Below are 17704 nucleotides of genomic sequence, written 5' to 3' on the forward strand. Positions count from 1 at the left end.
GATGGACTTCCTCTTATTTTTTGAGGAAGTTGTCAGTACGGTTTGGTGAGTACATTTCCCACAGTGATGCTACTGTCCAGCCTGGGGCGAAGTAATTGTTGTAGAATCCCTTGCCGTTCATACCGTAGTCCCAAGTTGTGTGCTGTACCACCTCTGGATAGAAGCCTGGTACGGCAATGCCACAGTTGCGCTCCTTGGTAGGCATCAATTGTGAGAGTGAGGTGAAGATGACATCGTAGATCTGCTGGAATCTTGGTTCGTTCACTTGCTTGCTCAACCATTTGACGATGTGAGGCAGCTCAAAGACGAATACGTCGATGTGGTTGTTTTCTACAGATACGTTACCCCATCCACGGGTCTTGAGACCTAAGTCGCCGTGCATTTGACCTTGCGCAAAAGGTACATCCCATAGATAGTACCATGATAGGGCGAAGTAGGCTGCTTTCTGGCAAAGGTCGATGTAGCGTTGACGTTCCTTACCCTTGGTCACGGAAGCCATGTAGTAGTTGGCAGTGACGGCAGATATGGCAGCTTCTTTGTCCTCGCAGTTGGCATCGAGGGTTGAGGAGAAATAGTCACTCTTTGAAATGATGTTCTTCTCCAGATAGTCGATGGTTCGGCGGGCTGCCTCAAGGTATTGCTTCTTGCCAAAGTAGCGATAGCCCATCACCAAGGCTGATGTGGCAGAAGGAGTGCTTCCACCTGAGGCGTCTATATCGGAACCGTCGTCGTGGAACTTTCTGGCAAAGTTACCGTCCTTTTTCTGTAGCTTGAGGAAACCATCCAAGATTTGCTTGATGTGATTCTCCCATTCTGCATGCTTGCGTCCTTGACTCTTCTCGTATTTCAGGTACAAAAGGATGGCATAGACGGCTTCTGATTGTTGGCGAATGGAGTGAACGGCTTTCTCATCGGTAGGGAATCCCTTATTGAAGTTCACGTCATCGTAGAAGTAGCCTGCACTGGTGAAACCATGTTGTAGGAAACTCTCAAGAATCTCATTTCCCATGTTCACCAAGTCTTTTTCCTGATGTTGCTCTCCATATTCTATTGCGTTGAAGGCATTGAGCAATACTCTTCCGCAGAAACCAATCTGCATGGCAGGATATGGCTTGCAATCATAAGTGAGCAATGTAGTTCCTGAATGATATTTCAATGGATAACGGTCTATGTAAGAGCGTCTGAAATAGTTGCATAATCCTTTTTTCATTTCGTCTGGTCCGAAGAGCGGAGTCAGAGGTCGTGGATTGTAGATGTCAAAGCATTTCTTCCACATGTTGGTTACGTGTTCTCCATAATTGTTGGCAGAGCCATCGATGATTCTCCAAGTGATGGTCTTGCTCTTTCCTTTTTCTAGCTTTGCGTATGTGAAGATTGGAGCGATAAGTGTTAGTTTTCGGATATAGCGCTTTGGGGTCTCTATATATGGATAACCAAAGGTAAGGGCTACGTCGTTGTGCTCGCTGTCGAAACCGAGATATCCCAAGGAGGTTTCTCCACTGAGAATGACTTCCCCGCTCGTATGGGTGGTCAGGGTCTCGCTGGAACTGTCAAGACAGCGCATGACGGCTATCGATTTTTTCTCACTCTCATTGAAGGCACTGGTCATCGGGGATGATAGGCGGTCTTCTCTGAAATTCCAACATTTCGAAGTGTGGAAGGCTGGCGCCTCTTTAGGAGAGCGAAGATTTAGGTGATACCAGAAACCAGGCAAGTAGAACTCGCTGCCATGGGATGGCAAACCTGTGTTGAGGCTGGCTTCGAAGTTGTAGAAGGCTGTTTGTCGTGCCGTCAGCGTAACCTGGTAGATTTGGTCTTTGCCGTCATTAGTTACTTGTTGCTTGATTTCGATAGGCAAGGCAGAGCCATTTGCTGATACCAATTGTCCGGCATCCTCCTTCAGTGAATAGGTGACGGCAGGATTGCCTGGCTGCTTGATGCTAATCTTCGTCTTGACATCAAGAGCATTGGAACATAGTGTGACAACTGTGAGTGCCACTGTAAGTAATGTTCGTCTGTACATAGTTGTATAATAGTTAGAGTTATTTCTTATATAAATAGGTAAACGTATTCTCTTCGATGGTAAAACTACCATTCTTGAAGTTCAATCCTACGAGAGCGGTCTTGCGAGGAGCTACCTCCGTGAAGCTTTGGTGCGTGTGGAATACGTACTTCCACTTGCCTGCATCATCTAGAAAAGCATCTCCATGTCCTGTTCCATAATACCCGATGTTAGTTCGTGAGATGATAGGTGCATTCTGCTTGGTCCATGGTCCGTATGGATTGTCGGCTGTGGCTATGCCCACTGCATAATCAATGTTACGAAAGTCGTTGGCGGAATAGAACATATAATAGGTGTCGCCGATATGCAAAACCGTTGGGCCTTCTGTCACTTTCCATGCCACTTGTTCGGTATCTTCCCATGGTAAGCTGGCGCTGATGCATTCCTTGGCGGTTTCTTCCTTGATGGAACTAAGGTCGTCTGTCATCTCGGCTACATAGATGCGATTGCCGTTTTGAAGTCTTACATGATAAAGATACACCTTTCCGTCGTTGTCAAACAATACGTAGGGGTCAATGGTCTTGCAAGGTGCTTGAATCATCTGCTTGTTGGGTTGACTGAATGGTCCCAATGGCGATGAGGCTGTGGCTACGGCAATTTGTTCATTGGCTGTATAGAACATATAGTAGGTGTTGCCTCGTTTGGCTACTTGTGGTGCCCAAAAACCTGTGGTTCCGAACGAAGTGCCGCTCGTGAGGCAAAAGCCGTTTTCCTTGCCAACAGGTCCTGACCATTCCTTGAGATCCTTCGACTGATAGACATAGAAGCCTTTGTCGGATTGAGCTCCTGTGCCATATAAATAATAGGTGCCATCGGTATCTCTGAAGATGGTAGGGTCGGCTTCTGTCAAGACAGTCTTTTCCTCCTTGTTGTTATCTTTATTGTTGATCTCAGGATATTGTGGCTCGTTTGAACTACAAGATGGTATCATGAATAGGGAGGCCATGCATGTAGAGAGTAGCCGTGCTGAAAGGATGTTTGTTCTTTTGTTCATAGTTATGCAATAATTAGGTTGTTAATTTCGATTGCAAAAGTACATAATATTTTAATGCCATCATGGGTAATATCGTCTTGGATATGGGTAATTCTGTCTAGTCTGGTCAAAAATACTTGTAAAAAGTGCAGGATTACCTATAAAAAAGGCTATATTTGCACTTGAAATAAAAGTAACATAGATGAAACAAATACTCTTGACCTTAGTTTTTGCTGTAGTCAATACATGGTCAGCATGGGCCTTGGACTTCTGCTTTCGACATCTCAATACCTCTAATGGCTTGCCTAATCAACAAGTGGAAGCCATCGTGCAAGATGCCGATGGATATATCTGGATTGGTACCCGAAATGGGTTGGCCAAGTTTGATGGTTATAATGTGCAGACTTATTACCATCAAGAAGGAAAGGTACATTCGTTGATACATAATTTTGTTCATGGACTGTTTGTGGATTCCAGAAAGGACTTATGGATTGCTACAGAAAATGGCGTGAGCCGTTATCGCTCCAAAACGGATGATTTCCAAAATTATGGCAATGTCAAAGGGTATTGCACTAGTTTCGTGGAAACGAAAGATGGCCGAATCCTGACGGGGCATGACAAGCTCTTTGTCTATGACAAGAAGACGGATGCCTTCTCCGTTTATCCGTCTCTCAACTATGGAGCCATCGCCTCCATGGCAAGAGACGGCAAGGGCAATATCTTTGTATCTACCAACAAGGCTGTTTTTTCTTTTAATGCAACGCTATCCAAGATAAGTCTTCACAAATTGGGTGGCTTGGGAAATTCTGGCATAGAGCAAAATACCATCAAGCCACTTTATGTGGATTCTCGGCAGCGCTTGTGGATTGGATGTGACAATGGGGGATTGGCATGTGTCTATCTTGCTACTGGCAAGGAGGTGAAGTATGAGGCGAAATGGCTTACAGGGGGAATCGTGAGAACCATCACCGAGGACAAGCGCCATAACATCTGGCTGGGCACGGAGATGGGTATTGCCGTGATTGCTCCTGATGGGCATATAGAGAGAATCAAAAAAGAGGCAAACAAGTCGAATAGCTTGACGGATAATGCGATCTATAGTATCTTGTCGGACAGGGAGGATAATATCTGGATTGGCTCCTATTTCGGAGGCGTGGATTACTTGGTCAAGCGCAACTCTTGGTTTATGCATGATTATGCCAATGGAAAACCTGGGGCATTCAATGCACGTATTCCTCGCTCAATAGTTGAGGCGGAGGGTGGATTGGTTTGGATTGCCACAGAGGATAATGGTGTCTTCATCTATGATATGCAGAACCATGTTTTTACTCCTTTTACGGGCATCCCAACACTTGGCTCCAATGTGCATAGTCTTTATTATGACCCTGTGTCTCGTGATATGTGGATAGGCTCACGCTTCAATGGATTGTTCCGTTATCAATTAGGTACACACCAATATTCACAATATTATTATACGAATGGTATCACATCGGCGGGAATCTTCGATGTCTGTAAGACTTCGAATGGCAGGATTTGGGTCGCTACCATGGATGGCCTACGCTATTATGATGCCAAGAACAATGTCTTCCGCAAGATAGGTCATCAACTTCTTGACCATGTGTTCATCTATTCGCTTTTTGAGGATAGTAAGCATCGCTTGTGGGCGGCAACTACTTCTTATGGCCTTTTCTGCATAGATCATGGTAAGGTGATACGCTACAGTAAGGAAAGCCATTGTGGGTTGACGGATAATTATATTATCGTCGTATTTGAAGATTCTCAAAAGAGGATTTGGATTGGCACGAACAATAGTGGCATGTTTTGTCTTGATACTACTGGCAAAGAGAAGATTAAACATGCATCCTGTGGTCTTCCACAGGAATGCACGATTTGTAGTATTGTAGAAGATGCCAATCATTGTTTGTGGATTGGCACGGATCGTGGACTTTTTCGCTATAATATTGTGGATGGTAGCACTCGTTGTTTCACTGCAAATGCAGAACTGCCGGTTAACCAATTCAACTTTACTTCATCCTATTACTCTCCTCGGGGCTTTATGATGATGGGCACTTTTGATGGCTTGCTCACTTTCTATCCTCAAAAGATAGAGGATAAACCTGTTAATTACCAAATACATTTTAAACAGCTTTATATCAACAATAAGCTCATGGGTGTGGCAAGTGAAGACTCGCCACTCAAGACCCGCCTTGATTGTACCGATGAAATCGTGTTGAGTTATGATCAGGCAAAGTCGTTCTCTATAGAATATGGTGTCATAATGCCTGGCTGTATGGAGAATGTCAGGTATCAGATAAAGGTGGATGGCATAGATAAGGATTGGCGAGACATGGGGACTGAGCATCGTTTTAATGGTTATTTGCTTCAACCTGGCAACTATCGTCTTCATGTAAGAGCCTACAATGGTGTAATGAACGAAGGAAATGCGAAAGAACGAGTCTTGAATATTGTTGTTAAGGCTCCATTCTATCGTTCCAATTTTGCGATATTCATCTATTTCCTTCTTTTGTGCGGCATCGCTTTTGGAGCGATTGCTTTTTATAATATGAGAATGAAGGAAAAGGCAGAAATCAAATATGTGAGTCTGGAAAAGGAAAAGGTGAAAGAGGTGGACAAGATGAAGTCCAACTTCTTTACAATGGTTTCTCATGAGTTAAAAACCCCGTTGGCTCTCATTAAGGCTCCTTTGAAGACGATAGCCGCATCACAACTCAACGAAGATGCTAAGACTTCGCTTGATATGGCGATACGTAATGCAACTAAGATGGAGCACATAATCAATGAATTGGTGACATTCAACAAGATAGAGTCCGACAACTTCCCTTTCTATGTTCAACAGGGTAATCCTGTGGAATTCATAGCCATGGCAGCTGCAAATTTCAAGGAAGTGGTTTCTTCTAAGGGGCTAAAGCTTGAGATTCGTGCCATTGATAATGGAGAGGAGGGATGGTTCTCACCTTCTTATATAGAGCATATCCTCAACAATTTGATGTCGAATGCGATGAAGTTCACTTCCACTGGTGGTGTCATTACCATTGGGGCGGAGATGGTGCGGAAGCCAGAATCTTCCGACTTGTTCCTGAAGATGGAAGTAGCCGATACGGGCATTGGCATCATGAAAGAAGAAATCGCTAATATCTTTGAGCGATATTATCAAACCAAGCGTGGCTTTAATGCCAATAGTAAAGGCTGGGGTATCGGCTTGTCTTTGGTTCGTCGCTTGGCAGAGATTCATAAGGGAAGTGTCGCTGTTGATAGTGAGTTGGGAAAAGGAAGTACTTTTACTGTGTTGATTGATGTGGCAGAAAATGCTTTCTCGGAAAAAGATAAGATCTCATCCGACAAGGAATTGGTTACAGTGAAAGATTATGTTAGTAAGGCAGAGCCTTTAGCTGTAGATTCGCAAGAAAGTGGCATGTTGCAAGTTCCAATGGAAGTAGAGAATGCCGAGGACAAGCATACGCTATTGGTCGTGGAGGACAATGTTGATATGTTGAGGTTCTTAACGGAACTATTGGGAAAGACATATCATGTCGTTACGGCAGAGGATGGACAAGAAGCTTGGAATATTGCTATCTCACGGCAGGATATAGAAATGGTTGTGTCTGATGTGATGATGCCAAAGATGACAGGCAATGAACTTTGCAACATGTTGAAGGGGAATATGGCAACATCACACATTCCTGTCATACTTCTGACCGCTAAAAGCGACCCTGACGACATCAAGAGCGGTTATAAGGATGGGGCGGATGTGTATATATCCAAACCATTTGACCCTATGGCTCTTTGTTATCAGATAGGAAATATCCTTAGGTTGGTTTGTAGCCGTCAAGAAAAGATTGTGGAGGGAGGTAAAGAGGCTGCTGAGGCAAATAAGGCCCTTACTCAGTTGGATAAAGATTTTGTAAAGAACATTTGTGATATGGTGGAAGCAAACTTGGATAATGCAAATTTCTCTATAGAGGATATCACTGTGAGCATGGGCATTTCACGTAGTCTCTTATATACCAAGATGAAGAGCCTCATGAATATCTCAATGGGTGATTATATCCGTCATAAGCGTATAGAGCGTGCCTGCCGTATGCTTTCTGAAGGTTATAATGTTTCAGAGACAGCATACGCTTGCGGATTCTCCGACCCTAATTATTTCTCAAAGGTATTTAAGAAGATAAAAGGGGTGGCTCCTTCCGATTATTCGTAACAAAACCTCATATGGAATAAATTGGCTAACCCCCAAAGCTTAACTAAACTTTGGGGGTTGGCGCAAATTCCGTATGCAATGTCTACATTGGATGCTCCTTGAAGTCTTGTTCTGAAGTGAATTTAGTTTGTTTAAAAAATCTCTCAATCATAATTGTTTGACTTGCTTAGAGAATTGAATTCTCTATTTAGATAATGATACAAAGAAACTTGGCAGGTTCTCCATTAAGGGAACGAAAACAATGTTGTTTCAATATACGATAGTTGTAACTTTACAGGCGTATTACAAACCTTTTAGAGTGATAGATTATGGCAAGATTACTTGGCGGATGCCACCCATCCCTTTATCCGTGTGGCAGATTATGCAGGCTAACTTCCCTCCCTCGTTCCACAGCTACGAAGGAACTTCGAACTTTCTCCGAAGAGCCTGCTAATGGCATTACTACGAGTGGCTGGAGAACGGCGATAGTGTATGTGAAAAGAATAGAAAAATAAGATTAAAAAACGAAAACCATTTTATTGATTTTTTTGGACATACTGAAGAAGCGCTTCTTTGCAACTTAAAGAAGCGCTTTATTAACACTTAACGAAGCGCATCATGAGACCTTAATAAAGCGCATCATTAAACCCTAACGAAGCGCATCGTTAGACCTTATAAATGCGCATCGTTAGATTTGATAAATATACTTTCTTTGAGGAAATGCTTTCTCATCGGATAGTGTGTCAAGATTTATGACTCTCCCTCATCCTCTTCTCCATGAAAGATGTTATTAGAAAGACTAACAAATATTTACTAAAAATCATATAAAACAATCTAATTTTCGAGAAATTAAGAGGAGTTTCGTATTATTTTCATTATATTTGCAACAAATTGAAATCAATGATGATTGTAATGACATTTGCAACAACAAAACATATATCAAATAAACTCCAAAGATGTAATGTTCCCCATTACATCCTTCATTGTAATCTTCGGAAATAATATCTATCTCATTTCAGATAACATATTATTAACGAATTAAAATTTACATGGGTTTAATTATTTTATATTTTTTAGGTGCTCTGTCACTATCCTTTTTATGCTCTGTCCTGGAAGCTGTGTTATTATCAACTCCAATGTCGTTTATCTCGATGAAGGAGAGTCAAGGCAACAAGACAGCCTCTTTGATGAAACAGTACAAGAACAACGTAGATCGCCCTGTGGGTGCCATTCTTTCGCTCAATACCATTGCCCACACCATCGGTTCTGCCGGTGTAGGTGCTGAGTCTATCAAACTCTTTGGTGAAGAATACTTCGGTATCATTTCCGCTATTCTTACCCTGCTGATTCTGGTGCTTTCTGAAATCATCCCGAAAACCATTGGTGCATCCTATTGGCGCTCTATAGCCATGTCATCTACCAAGATTATCAGGGTGCTCATTTTCATCACCTATCCATTGGTACTGCTCTCAGAACTGATTACGAAGATATTTACTCCTAAGAACCACCAGGCCACCATGAGCCGCGAGGAAGTGTCAGCCATGGTGGATGTAGGAACCACAGAAGGTATCTTCCGTGAATCAGAAAGCAAGATCATCAAAAGCTGTATTCGCCTGGCTGGAGTAAAGGCCAAAGAGGTAATGACTCCATCCATTGTGGTAGAATCTGCCAATGTGAATCAAACTATCAAGGAGTTTTACGAACAGAAGGAATGGAAATTCTCACGCATCCCTGTATATGATAATAACAAAGACTACATCGTGGGCTATATCCTGAAAGACATGGTGCTCAAGGAGGTTTCAGACGACAAGTTCCAGACCAGATTATCAGAGTTGGTGCGCCCGATTCTTTCTTTCAATGAAGATGAATCTCTATATCAGATATGGGAAAAGATGCTGGAAAAGCGCGAACACATCTCTATTATTGTGGATGAATACGGTTGTCTCCGTGGCGTAGTTTCTATGGAAGACGTGATAGAAACAATGACTGGCGTAGAAATTGTAGATGAAGACGATGTGGCAGTGGATATGCAAGTTCTGGCCAAAGAAAAGTCGCGCTTGATGATGAAGAAAAAGGGCGCATAATAAAATCTGTCTTGGCGAAACCTTCTACTGCAAGTATCTGATAGCAGGCGCATTGGCTACTTGAAGTTTATAGGCGCCAAGGCAATCCTACACCACCAATTGTTCCGCCTGAGTCGTCGGCATTAAAAATTGCTAACACTATACAGATGATTCCTATTGCCAAGGAGCCAAAATATAAAGGCACAAAAAACAAGAAGAAGCATAAAAACAATGAAGTATTCCACCATCAAGGGTGACAGAACTATTGCAGGAAAGAGATCCTTTGAAAAAAAGAGATTAATCTTTACATTTTCTATTTTACACTCTCCTGCATTGATTTCAATTCTGTATCAGTCATTTGTACATAGATGGAAACGCCATAGAGGGTTTCTCCATTGGATTTTACTCCCAATGGGTGAACCATGCAGAAAGTAGGTTGCTCACCCCTTGTCCAGCCAGTGATTTGAATGTATTTTTTATTGTCAAGCAATAGGACTGTGCGTGACGTTCCTTTGTATTTACGATTGAAAGTATATGCTACTTCACTCTTCTTTATAGCACTTCCAGCCATATTTGAACGATAGTAAATAGTTAATTTAGTGTTGCTATCAAAATAGTAATTATCTGGAGATACACCAATTATGTTGTGATAATATTCGAGAGGCAGTCTTTTGCCATACTTGTCTATTTCCCATGTGCCGTAGTGCTTCCAGCCATGACCAACAATCACTTTGTCAAAGTTTTCTTTGCTGATACCGCCACCATCACCAAAACATTTTCCATCGTCACTATAGTCGTAGTTGCAGCCATGATTATCCAATACCGAAGCCCATTGTTGCTCTAATGTTTCTTCGACATCATCATTGCAGAATACCACAAAGAGGGATGCAAACAGTACGAATGCTAATCCAATAAAAGATTTAATTGTCTTCATAATTATCACAATTTATTGTTCTTTTAAGTATAACGTTTCATCGTCTATTTTATTACGTCAGAAGAGCACTTTTTCCTCATTTTGATGAGACAAACATGCAAACAAATAGGCAAACAAACAAGAATATAATATTTTTTGTCCACTATTCTTAGAATGTTGATAAGTGACAGACACTTTTAAAAAAGATGAAAACAGAAATGCCTGTTTGAGAAAGAACAAATGGTTTTTTTGTTTTTTTAAATCTAATTTTCCCATGCTTTAGCAAAAATGCATTATCTTTGCAAGAACTAAAAAAATTATCGAGATGAAACAGATAGAGAGTTTGATGGGATGGCTCATCGCATTCATCATCAGCGGTCTGATGCTGACGGGATGCACGGAAAAAGCCAAGAAAACAGAAAAGAAATCCGTAAAGGTAGAAACGCTCTCCGTGGGAGATACCAACCTGGAGGGCACGAAGGATTATGTGGGAACCATTGAGGAAAAGATGGGTTCTACACTCAGTTTCGAAATCGCAGGCAACATCACTTCCATCCGTGTGGATGAGGGAGATAGAGTCAGCAAGGGTCAACTGCTCGCTACCATCAATCCTACCACTGTGAAGGAGGCACACCGCGCAACGCTCACTACTCTGAAACAAGCAGAAGATGCATACAGAAGATTCCAACCCCTCCATCAGTCTGGAACTATCTCGGACATGAAATGGGTGGAGATAGAAAGCAAATTGGAACAGGCAAAAGCTGCCGAAAGTATCGCCCGACAACAACTCTCCCACTCTACCATCACTGCCCCCTTTGCGGGTGTCATCGCTGCTAAAAACGTGGATATGGGAACCTACGTGCTTCCAGGGCAACCCGTGCTGAAACTGGCAGATGTCAAACAAGTCAACGCCAAAGTCTCTATACCAGAAGCAGAAATTTCACACCTCCATGTAGGAGACAAGGTAAAATTGACGGTTGCAGCCCTTGGAGGGGCCGTCTTCTATGGCACGATTTCTGAAAAGGGCATAGATGCCAACCCTATCTCACATACTTACGATATCAAAGTGGGCATCACCAACCCACAGGGCCGACTGCTCCCAGGCATGGTCTGCAATGCTCAGATACAGGGCAGTTCTGCAGCATCATCCAAAATCATCGTTCCCCCACAATGCATTGAACTCGATGTAGATAATTCCCGATTCGTATGGACCGTAGTGAACGGAAAGGCGCATCAGCAACCTGTCGTTACAGGCGAATTCGAGGGAGATGGCATCATCATTCTATCGGGTTTAAACACTGGTGATCAAGTCATCATCAATGGTCAGCAGAAAGTTTCTGAAGGGATGAAAGTAGATACCAGAAAGAATGAAAAACGATAAAAAGTGGAGGGAAAAGAAATGAATCCAGATACATATAAGCCAAAGAAGGACACCGCCCTTCACGACCACATCAAGGCTCGCATCACCAGAAAGCCCAACCGCATCATCAAGCGCTCATTCATAGAGTCGGCCATGTGCAACCACAACATCGTGATCCTGCTCATGGGGATGCTTGTCTTCTTGGGCATACTGGGCATCTGTATCATGCCAAAGCAGGAAATGCCACAATTTACTATCCGTCAAGGTGCCTGCGTGGCTGTTTATCCGGGTGCCACATCTGATGAAGTGGAAGAACGGGTGGCTAAACCGTTGGAGAATTTTATCTTCGGCTACAAGGAGGTGAACAAGAAGAAGACTTATACACAGAGCAAAGACGGCATGCTGATTGTGTTCATGGAACTCAACGATGACGTGGAGGACCGCGATGCCTTCTGGAGCAAGTTCAAACATGGACTGCAAGCCTTCAAAACATCCCTGCCATCAGGGGTTCTCGCCCTGCAAGCCGTGGATGATATCGCCGACACCTCTGCCCTGCTTATCACGATGGAAAGCAAACAGAAAACCTATCGGGAACTGAATACTTACATCGACCAACTGAAGGACAGGCTGCGCCGTATCGATGCCATCTCCAACCTCCGCACCTACGGACTGCAGAACGAGCAAATTAGTATCTGTCTGGATCAGAATAAGTTAGCAAAATATGGCATTGGATCCTACAAGGTACTGAATGATCTTGCCTTGCAAGGTTTCACTACCGTAAGCGGCAATTTGGAACTGAGCCAGCTCAATATGCCCATCCACATCACCGACTCCTACAACAACGAACGGGATGTGGCAGAACAAATTGTCTATTCCGACCCGAAAGGCAACATCGTCAGACTGAAAGATATTGCCCAAATCAAAAGAGAATATCCCAAGCTGAACAAATACATCGAGAGCAACGGCAACAAATGCGTACTCCTATCCATCGAGATGCGACCGGGCAATGATATCGTGAAAATGGGAAGAGACGTACATCAGGCAATGGATGAATTTGAGCAGACACTGCCCGATGATGTTCACATCAATACCATCACCGACCAGAGCAGGGTGGTAAGTGAATCTGTGATTACCTTCCTCCGTGAACTGCTCATATCGGTCATCTCCGTCATCATCGTGGTCATCCTGCTAATGCCACGCCGTGTGGCAGAGGTTTCAGCTCTCAGCATCCCTATCACCATCTTCTCGTCAGTGGGCATCTTCTATATTTTCGGCATGGAACTGAACACTGTTACTCTGGCTGCTTTGATTGTAACCTTAGGTATGGTGGTGGATGATTCTGTGGTGATTATCGACAATTACATGGAGAAGTTGGGACATGGTATGTCTCGCTGGCACGCAGCCATCGCTGCCCCTCGCGAATTCTTCATGTCGGTGCTTTCAGCCACGCTCAGCATCTCGCTCACCTTCTTTCCATTCCTCTTTACCATGCATGGCGATATGGGCGATTTCGTACAGTCGTTCCCTTGGGCAATGTTCATCATCCTGAGTATCTCGCTCACAGTTTCGCTGCTGCTTACACCCTATCTGCAGTATATGGTAATTCACCAGGGCATCAGCAGTCAACCCAATCCAAATGCCCGGAAAAAGCCGCTCGACTATCTGCAGATGGGCTACACCTGGTTGCTGAAACACTGTTTCTCATTCCCTCGCACCACCCTCATTACAGGATTGGCATTGATCATCATCGGAGGCTTTATCTTCGTGAACCTGCCGCAGCGAATGATGCCTATTGCCGAGAGAAACCAGTTTGCCGTGGAGTTCTATCTCCCTAACGGAACCACCGCCGAGAAGACGGCACAGGTGGCAGACTCGATGGCCCACATCCTGCAGCGCGACCCACAGGTAACAGCCGTAACCACATTTATAGGACAAGGCTCACCTCGTTTCCATACCACGTATGCGCCTCAGATTGGCGGACCGAACTTTGCACAGTTTATCGTAAATACAGTTGACAACAGCGCTACAGAAGAAGTGCTCGACCGATATGCCGACCGCTATTCCAACTATTTTCCTGACTGCTATATCCGTTTCAAACAGATGGATTACAATAACGCCACCTATCCTATCGAAGTAAGGGTGAGCGGCGACAGTATCAGGGATCTGAAGGCTGCAGCCAAGAAAATAGCAGCCTGCATGCATCAGATAGAAGGCATCAATCTGATTCGCACCAATTACGAAGAACCATTGCCGGGCATCAGAGTAACTCCTGACGCAACCGAGGCCAACCGACTGGGCGTGAACAAGACGCTTCTTTCGGCCGATCTTGCCATACACTTTGGCGATGGCATTCCAATATCCACCCTTTGGGAGGGCGATTATCCGGTAAAGATGGTATTGAAATCGCAGAATGATAGTGATCTTGCCAACGAATACATCCCTGTGATGGGAGGAACCTCGAGTGTTCCTCTCCGGCAGCTGGCAAAGATTTCACCCGATTGGCACGATGGAAGCATCGTACGCAGAAACGGCGTGCGCACCATTTCCATCATCGGTGAACCATTGAGAGGATTCAATGCCAACAAATTAGCCAACAAACTGAAGGAGGAAGTATCGGATCTCTCGCTCGATCCCGACCTTCATTGGGAAATAGGCGGTATGGCAGAGAAGGATGCCGAGACCTTGCCACAAGTTACCACTGGCGTGATGATAGCAGCACTGATCATCTTCTTCATCCTGCTCTTCCATTTCAAGCGCATCAGTCTGGCTCTGGTAAATCTCTCATCCATGACGCTCTGTATTTTCGGTGCTGCTATAGGACTCCTGATAACAGGATTCGACGTGAGTCTTACCTGCATCTTGGGTGTAGTAAGCCTGATGGGTATCCTGGTGAGAAATGGTATCATCATGTTAGACTATGCCGAAGAACTGCGCCGCGACAAGGGACTTTCCGTAAAAGATGCAGCTTTCCAGGCTGGCGAGCGCCGTATGCGTCCTATCTTCCTCACATCAGCCGCAGCCTCTGTAGGTGTTTTGCCGATGATGATAGAGAACAATACATTGTGGTCGCCGATGGGAGCCGTCATTTTCTTCGGAACCCTCATCTCAATGGTGCTCATCGCCACCATTCTGCCTGTACTCTACTGGATTGTATTCGACAAGCACGGGGAGTATAGTTGGAGAAAGAAAGGGAGTAGCTGCATAGAACGCAATAAAAAAACGATGTAACTATGCTCCGTCATTAATTAATTTAAGAGAATAAATAACATCAATATTATGATTATTGAAGAAATTATCAAGTATAACGAACAATTCGTAGCCAATAAGGGTTATGAGAAGTATTTAACCAGCAAGTACCCAGACAAGAAACTTGCTATCTTATCTTGTATGGATACCAGACTGACGGCACTACTGCCAGCAGCCCTCGGACTGAAAAATGGAGATGCTAAACTCATCAAGAATGCAGGCGGACTGGTCATCAGCCCATTTGATTCAGCCATGCGCAGCCTCCTGGTTGCCATTTATGAATTAGGAGTAAAGGAAATCATGGTCATCGCCCATTCCAATTGTGGTGCCTGCCACATGAACGGACAACAGATGAAGGAACTCATGGTCAAGAGAGGAATTCATCAGGATGTCATTGATACTATCGGACTTTGCGGTATCGACCTTGATCATTGGCTGGAAGGTTTTCACGATACAGAGGATTCTGTCAGAAATACAGTCAACGCCATTCGTAACCACCCTCTCGTTCCCAAGGATGTCAATCTGCATGGTTATATCATCGACTCCCAGACAGGAAAATTGACTGAAGTAAAATAATTTTTTAAGAAAAAGCCATCTATCTGCTTCATACGAAGCAGGAATGGCATTATAATGACAGGAAAAGAAAATATCTAAAAACTATTATAATAAAATGAGGATGTACCAAACATTACGTTTTGATACATCCTCATTTTTTCTATAATTCAGCCTCCAAAGAATCAAGTTTTTCAAGCATTTCCTCAGCATTCAGAGAAGAAAAAGCAATTTTTCCTTCTGGATCTATGAGATAAGATGTTGGAATCCATGAGATATGATAATCTTTAGATATCTGAGTTTCTTTCCATTTCTTGAATTCAGAATACTGCAACCATGAATACTGATTGGCAGAAAGATAACCATTCATCTTCGCCTTGTCTGTATCAAATGAAACACCGATAAGTTTGATTTTCTTACCATATTTTTCATCTATCTTCTTCACGGTAGGCATATCCTTACGGCAGTCAGGACACCAGGAAGCCCAGAAATCGAGAACCACCCAAACTCCAGCCTTCACCTTACCATCATCTGTAACTTGAGTGCGCAATTCAGAAAGGCTGAACAATTTCTTCCCCGTCACGCTATCGGTAACTGTAAAATCTGGTGCCATTGTACCCACAGGCAACAGCTCCTGCTTGGTTTGTGCCTTACAAACCATAGCTACTATCAAAGACAAGAATAATAAAAACTTTCTCATATCTCAACACATTAATTATATTTATACCTTACCTGAAAGTTACCACGCCTCCAACTGATCTGCGATTTCCGGCATCATATCCTTTTTGAAAACAGGATTCTTTCCCTCTTTCTTCTGCTTGCGATAATCCTGAAGCAAGAAAACCGCCTGACGGGAAAGCAAGACGATGGCTACCAGATTGCACAGGGTGAGCAATGCCATCGTGATGTCGGCAAAACTCCAGGCAAAATCAAGCGAGACAACGGCTCCTACCATGACCATCGCAGCCACAGCAAGACGATAGATGAAGACTCCTAACTTGGAATCCTTGATATATCTCACATTGGTTTCACCATAATAATAATTGCCAATGATACTACTAAAAGCAAAAAGCCATATCATCACAGCCACAAAAGGATTTCCAATACTACCGATTTCATGGGTCAAGGCATCTTGCGTCAGTTGAATACCATTAGAAGCCGTAACGTCCACACCACTTACCAGGATGATGAATGCCGTGCAGGAACAAACTACCAGCGTATCCGTAAAGACGCCAAGAGCCTGTATCAATCCCTGTTTTACCGGATGGCTCACGGTAGCAACAGCCGCCGCATTTGGCGCACTACCCTCACCAGCCTCATTGCTGAACAAACCTCTCTTAATGCCCTGAATCACGGTAATACCTAACACACCTCCAGCAGCCTGATTGAATCCGAAAGCATTTTCTATAATAGTCAGCAAAACCTTTGGCAGACTGGTTATATTCCAGATGACCACACCAACGGCTATCAGCAGATAGACTATAGCCATGAGAGGAACCACTGTAGAAGAGAATTTTGCCACACGCTGGATTCCACCGAAAATGATAAGCAAAGTGAGTACAGTGAGAACTATACCCATAGTAGCAGGTTCAAAACCGAAAGCCTTCTGCCATGCCAGACAGATGGTATTGCTCTGCACGGAATTGTAGGCAAAACCGAAAGTGATGATCATCAAAACGGCAAAGAGAATTCCCATCCATCCCTTTCCTAATCCATACTTCATATAATAGGCAGGACCGCCATAAAAAGAAGTCTTTCCCTTTCGCTTATAGAGTTGGGCAAGCGTAGATTCGATAAAAGCCGAAGCCGAACCCAACAAAGCAAGCATCCACATCCAGAACACAGCTCCTGGTCCACCAATGCTGATGGCAGTAGCCACGCCAGCTAAATTTCCTGTACCTATACGACTGGCGAGTGCCACCACAAAGGCCTGGAAAGAAGAGATATGCTTCATCTCCCCATCCACCTTCACATCCATAGAAAGTTCGTCATGTCCTATTTCTTCAGGTTGCACCTTATCTGGATGAAGCAACAACCTCACCATCTCCTTGATAAGACGGAACTGTACAAATCGGGTACGCCACGTAAAAAACACCGCACAGAAGATCAGGACAGAAATAATAATATACGACCAGAGAAAATCGCTAAACTGAATAAAAATGTTTTGTATTGATTCTACCATTTTCTAAAAAGCTGAATAATTTATCTATCAAACCTTATTTCCGCAACACTATAATTTAATATTTTTTATAAGCACCAGAGCAACAACAAGTTGCTCCGGATTTTGTCATGTCAGAAATTTCACTTATCTTAGTGTCGCAAAATAAATAACAAATA

At 43.6% G+C, this 17704-nt stretch carries 11 protein-coding genes; 6 read left to right on the forward strand and 5 right to left on the reverse strand.

Translation table 11 applies throughout. From position 1 onward, the window contains the following. Positions 1-13 precede the first annotated feature (13 nt). Positions 14-2023: a hypothetical protein gene (locus KUA50_RS16605; protein WP_218456581.1), complete on the reverse strand. Its 2010-nt coding sequence runs from the start codon at positions 2021-2023 to the stop codon at positions 14-16. 19 nt (positions 2024-2042) lie between these two features. Continuing rightward, positions 2043-3056: a glycoside hydrolase family 43 protein gene (locus KUA50_RS16610; RefSeq protein ID WP_218456582.1), complete on the reverse strand. Its 1014-nt coding sequence runs from the start codon at positions 3054-3056 to the stop codon at positions 2043-2045. A 181-nt stretch (positions 3057-3237) separates the two neighbouring features. Here KUA50_RS16610 and KUA50_RS16615 point away from each other — a divergent pair, with 181 nt between their 5' ends. From KUA50_RS16615 to KUA50_RS16625, 3 genes are all read left to right on the forward strand, one after another. Continuing rightward, positions 3238-7254, forward strand: coding sequence for a two-component regulator propeller domain-containing protein (locus KUA50_RS16615; protein WP_218456583.1), 4017 nt, complete (start codon positions 3238-3240; stop codon positions 7252-7254). 308 nt (positions 7255-7562) lie between these two features. After that, positions 7563-7748 (forward strand): hypothetical protein, encoded by a 186-nt coding sequence (locus tag KUA50_RS16620; protein WP_218456584.1) that lies wholly within the window; start codon positions 7563-7565, stop codon positions 7746-7748. 534 nt (positions 7749-8282) lie between these two features. Continuing rightward, the gene (locus KUA50_RS16625) at positions 8283-9317 is read left to right on the forward strand and encodes a CNNM domain-containing protein (RefSeq protein ID WP_218456585.1); all 1035 of its coding nucleotides are present in this window, start codon (positions 8283-8285) and stop codon (positions 9315-9317) included. A gap of 292 nt (positions 9318-9609) precedes the next feature. Here KUA50_RS16625 and KUA50_RS16630 read toward each other — a convergent pair whose 3' ends face one another. Further along, entirely contained in the window at positions 9610-10230 is a 621-nt protein-coding gene (locus KUA50_RS16630; protein ID WP_218456586.1) for a hypothetical protein, read from the reverse strand. Positions 10231-10534: 304 nt separating this feature from the next. Here KUA50_RS16630 and KUA50_RS16635 point away from each other — a divergent pair, with 304 nt between their 5' ends. The 3 genes from KUA50_RS16635 to KUA50_RS16645 are packed head-to-tail and all read left to right on the forward strand — an operon-like array spanning position 10535 to position 15391. Continuing rightward, on the forward strand, positions 10535-11590 hold the full coding sequence (locus KUA50_RS16635; protein ID WP_218456587.1) for an efflux RND transporter periplasmic adaptor subunit: 1056 nt from the start codon (positions 10535-10537) through the stop codon (positions 11588-11590). Between the two features lie 18 nt (positions 11591-11608). Then, the gene (locus tag KUA50_RS16640) at positions 11609-14797 is read left to right on the forward strand and encodes an efflux RND transporter permease subunit (RefSeq protein WP_218456588.1); all 3189 of its coding nucleotides are present in this window, start codon (positions 11609-11611) and stop codon (positions 14795-14797) included. Positions 14798-14848: 51 nt separating this feature from the next. Next, complete coding sequence (locus KUA50_RS16645; protein ID WP_218456613.1) at positions 14849-15391, forward strand: beta-class carbonic anhydrase; 543 nt, start codon at positions 14849-14851, stop codon at positions 15389-15391. Positions 15392-15530: 139 nt separating this feature from the next. On the opposite strand, the gene KUA50_RS16650 is transcribed toward KUA50_RS16645, so the two are convergent. Then, positions 15531-16067: a TlpA family protein disulfide reductase gene (locus KUA50_RS16650; protein WP_218456589.1), complete on the reverse strand. Its 537-nt coding sequence runs from the start codon at positions 16065-16067 to the stop codon at positions 15531-15533. A 39-nt stretch (positions 16068-16106) separates the two neighbouring features. Beyond that, on the reverse strand, positions 16107-17549 hold the full coding sequence (locus tag KUA50_RS16655) for an alanine/glycine:cation symporter family protein (RefSeq protein WP_218456590.1): 1443 nt from the start codon (positions 17547-17549) through the stop codon (positions 16107-16109). Positions 17550-17704 lie beyond the last annotated feature (155 nt).

Source organism: Segatella hominis, assembly GCF_019249725.2.
Taxonomy (GTDB): domain Bacteria; phylum Bacteroidota; class Bacteroidia; order Bacteroidales; family Bacteroidaceae; genus Prevotella.

Bases quoted from the DNA above. Each gene is read 5' to 3' on its own strand.
- KUA50_RS16605 (WP_218456581.1), bottom strand. From the start codon at position 2,023: ATGTACAGACGAACATTACTTACAGTGGCACTCACAGTTGTCACACTA.
- KUA50_RS16610 (WP_218456582.1), bottom strand. From the start codon at position 3,056: ATGAACAAAAGAACAAACATCCTTTCAGCACGGCTACTCTCTACATGC.
- KUA50_RS16615 (WP_218456583.1), top strand. From the start codon at position 3,238: ATGAAACAAATACTCTTGACCTTAGTTTTTGCTGTAGTCAATACATGG.
- KUA50_RS16620 (WP_218456584.1), top strand. From the start codon at position 7,563: ATGGCAAGATTACTTGGCGGATGCCACCCATCCCTTTATCCGTGTGGC.
- KUA50_RS16625 (WP_218456585.1), top strand. From the start codon at position 8,283: ATGGGTTTAATTATTTTATATTTTTTAGGTGCTCTGTCACTATCCTTT.
- KUA50_RS16630 (WP_218456586.1), bottom strand. From the start codon at position 10,230: ATGAAGACAATTAAATCTTTTATTGGATTAGCATTCGTACTGTTTGCA.
- KUA50_RS16635 (WP_218456587.1), top strand. From the start codon at position 10,535: ATGAAACAGATAGAGAGTTTGATGGGATGGCTCATCGCATTCATCATC.
- KUA50_RS16640 (WP_218456588.1), top strand. From the start codon at position 11,609: ATGAATCCAGATACATATAAGCCAAAGAAGGACACCGCCCTTCACGAC.
- KUA50_RS16650 (WP_218456589.1), bottom strand. From the start codon at position 16,067: ATGAGAAAGTTTTTATTATTCTTGTCTTTGATAGTAGCTATGGTTTGT.
- KUA50_RS16655 (WP_218456590.1), bottom strand. From the start codon at position 17,549: ATGGTAGAATCAATACAAAACATTTTTATTCAGTTTAGCGATTTTCTC.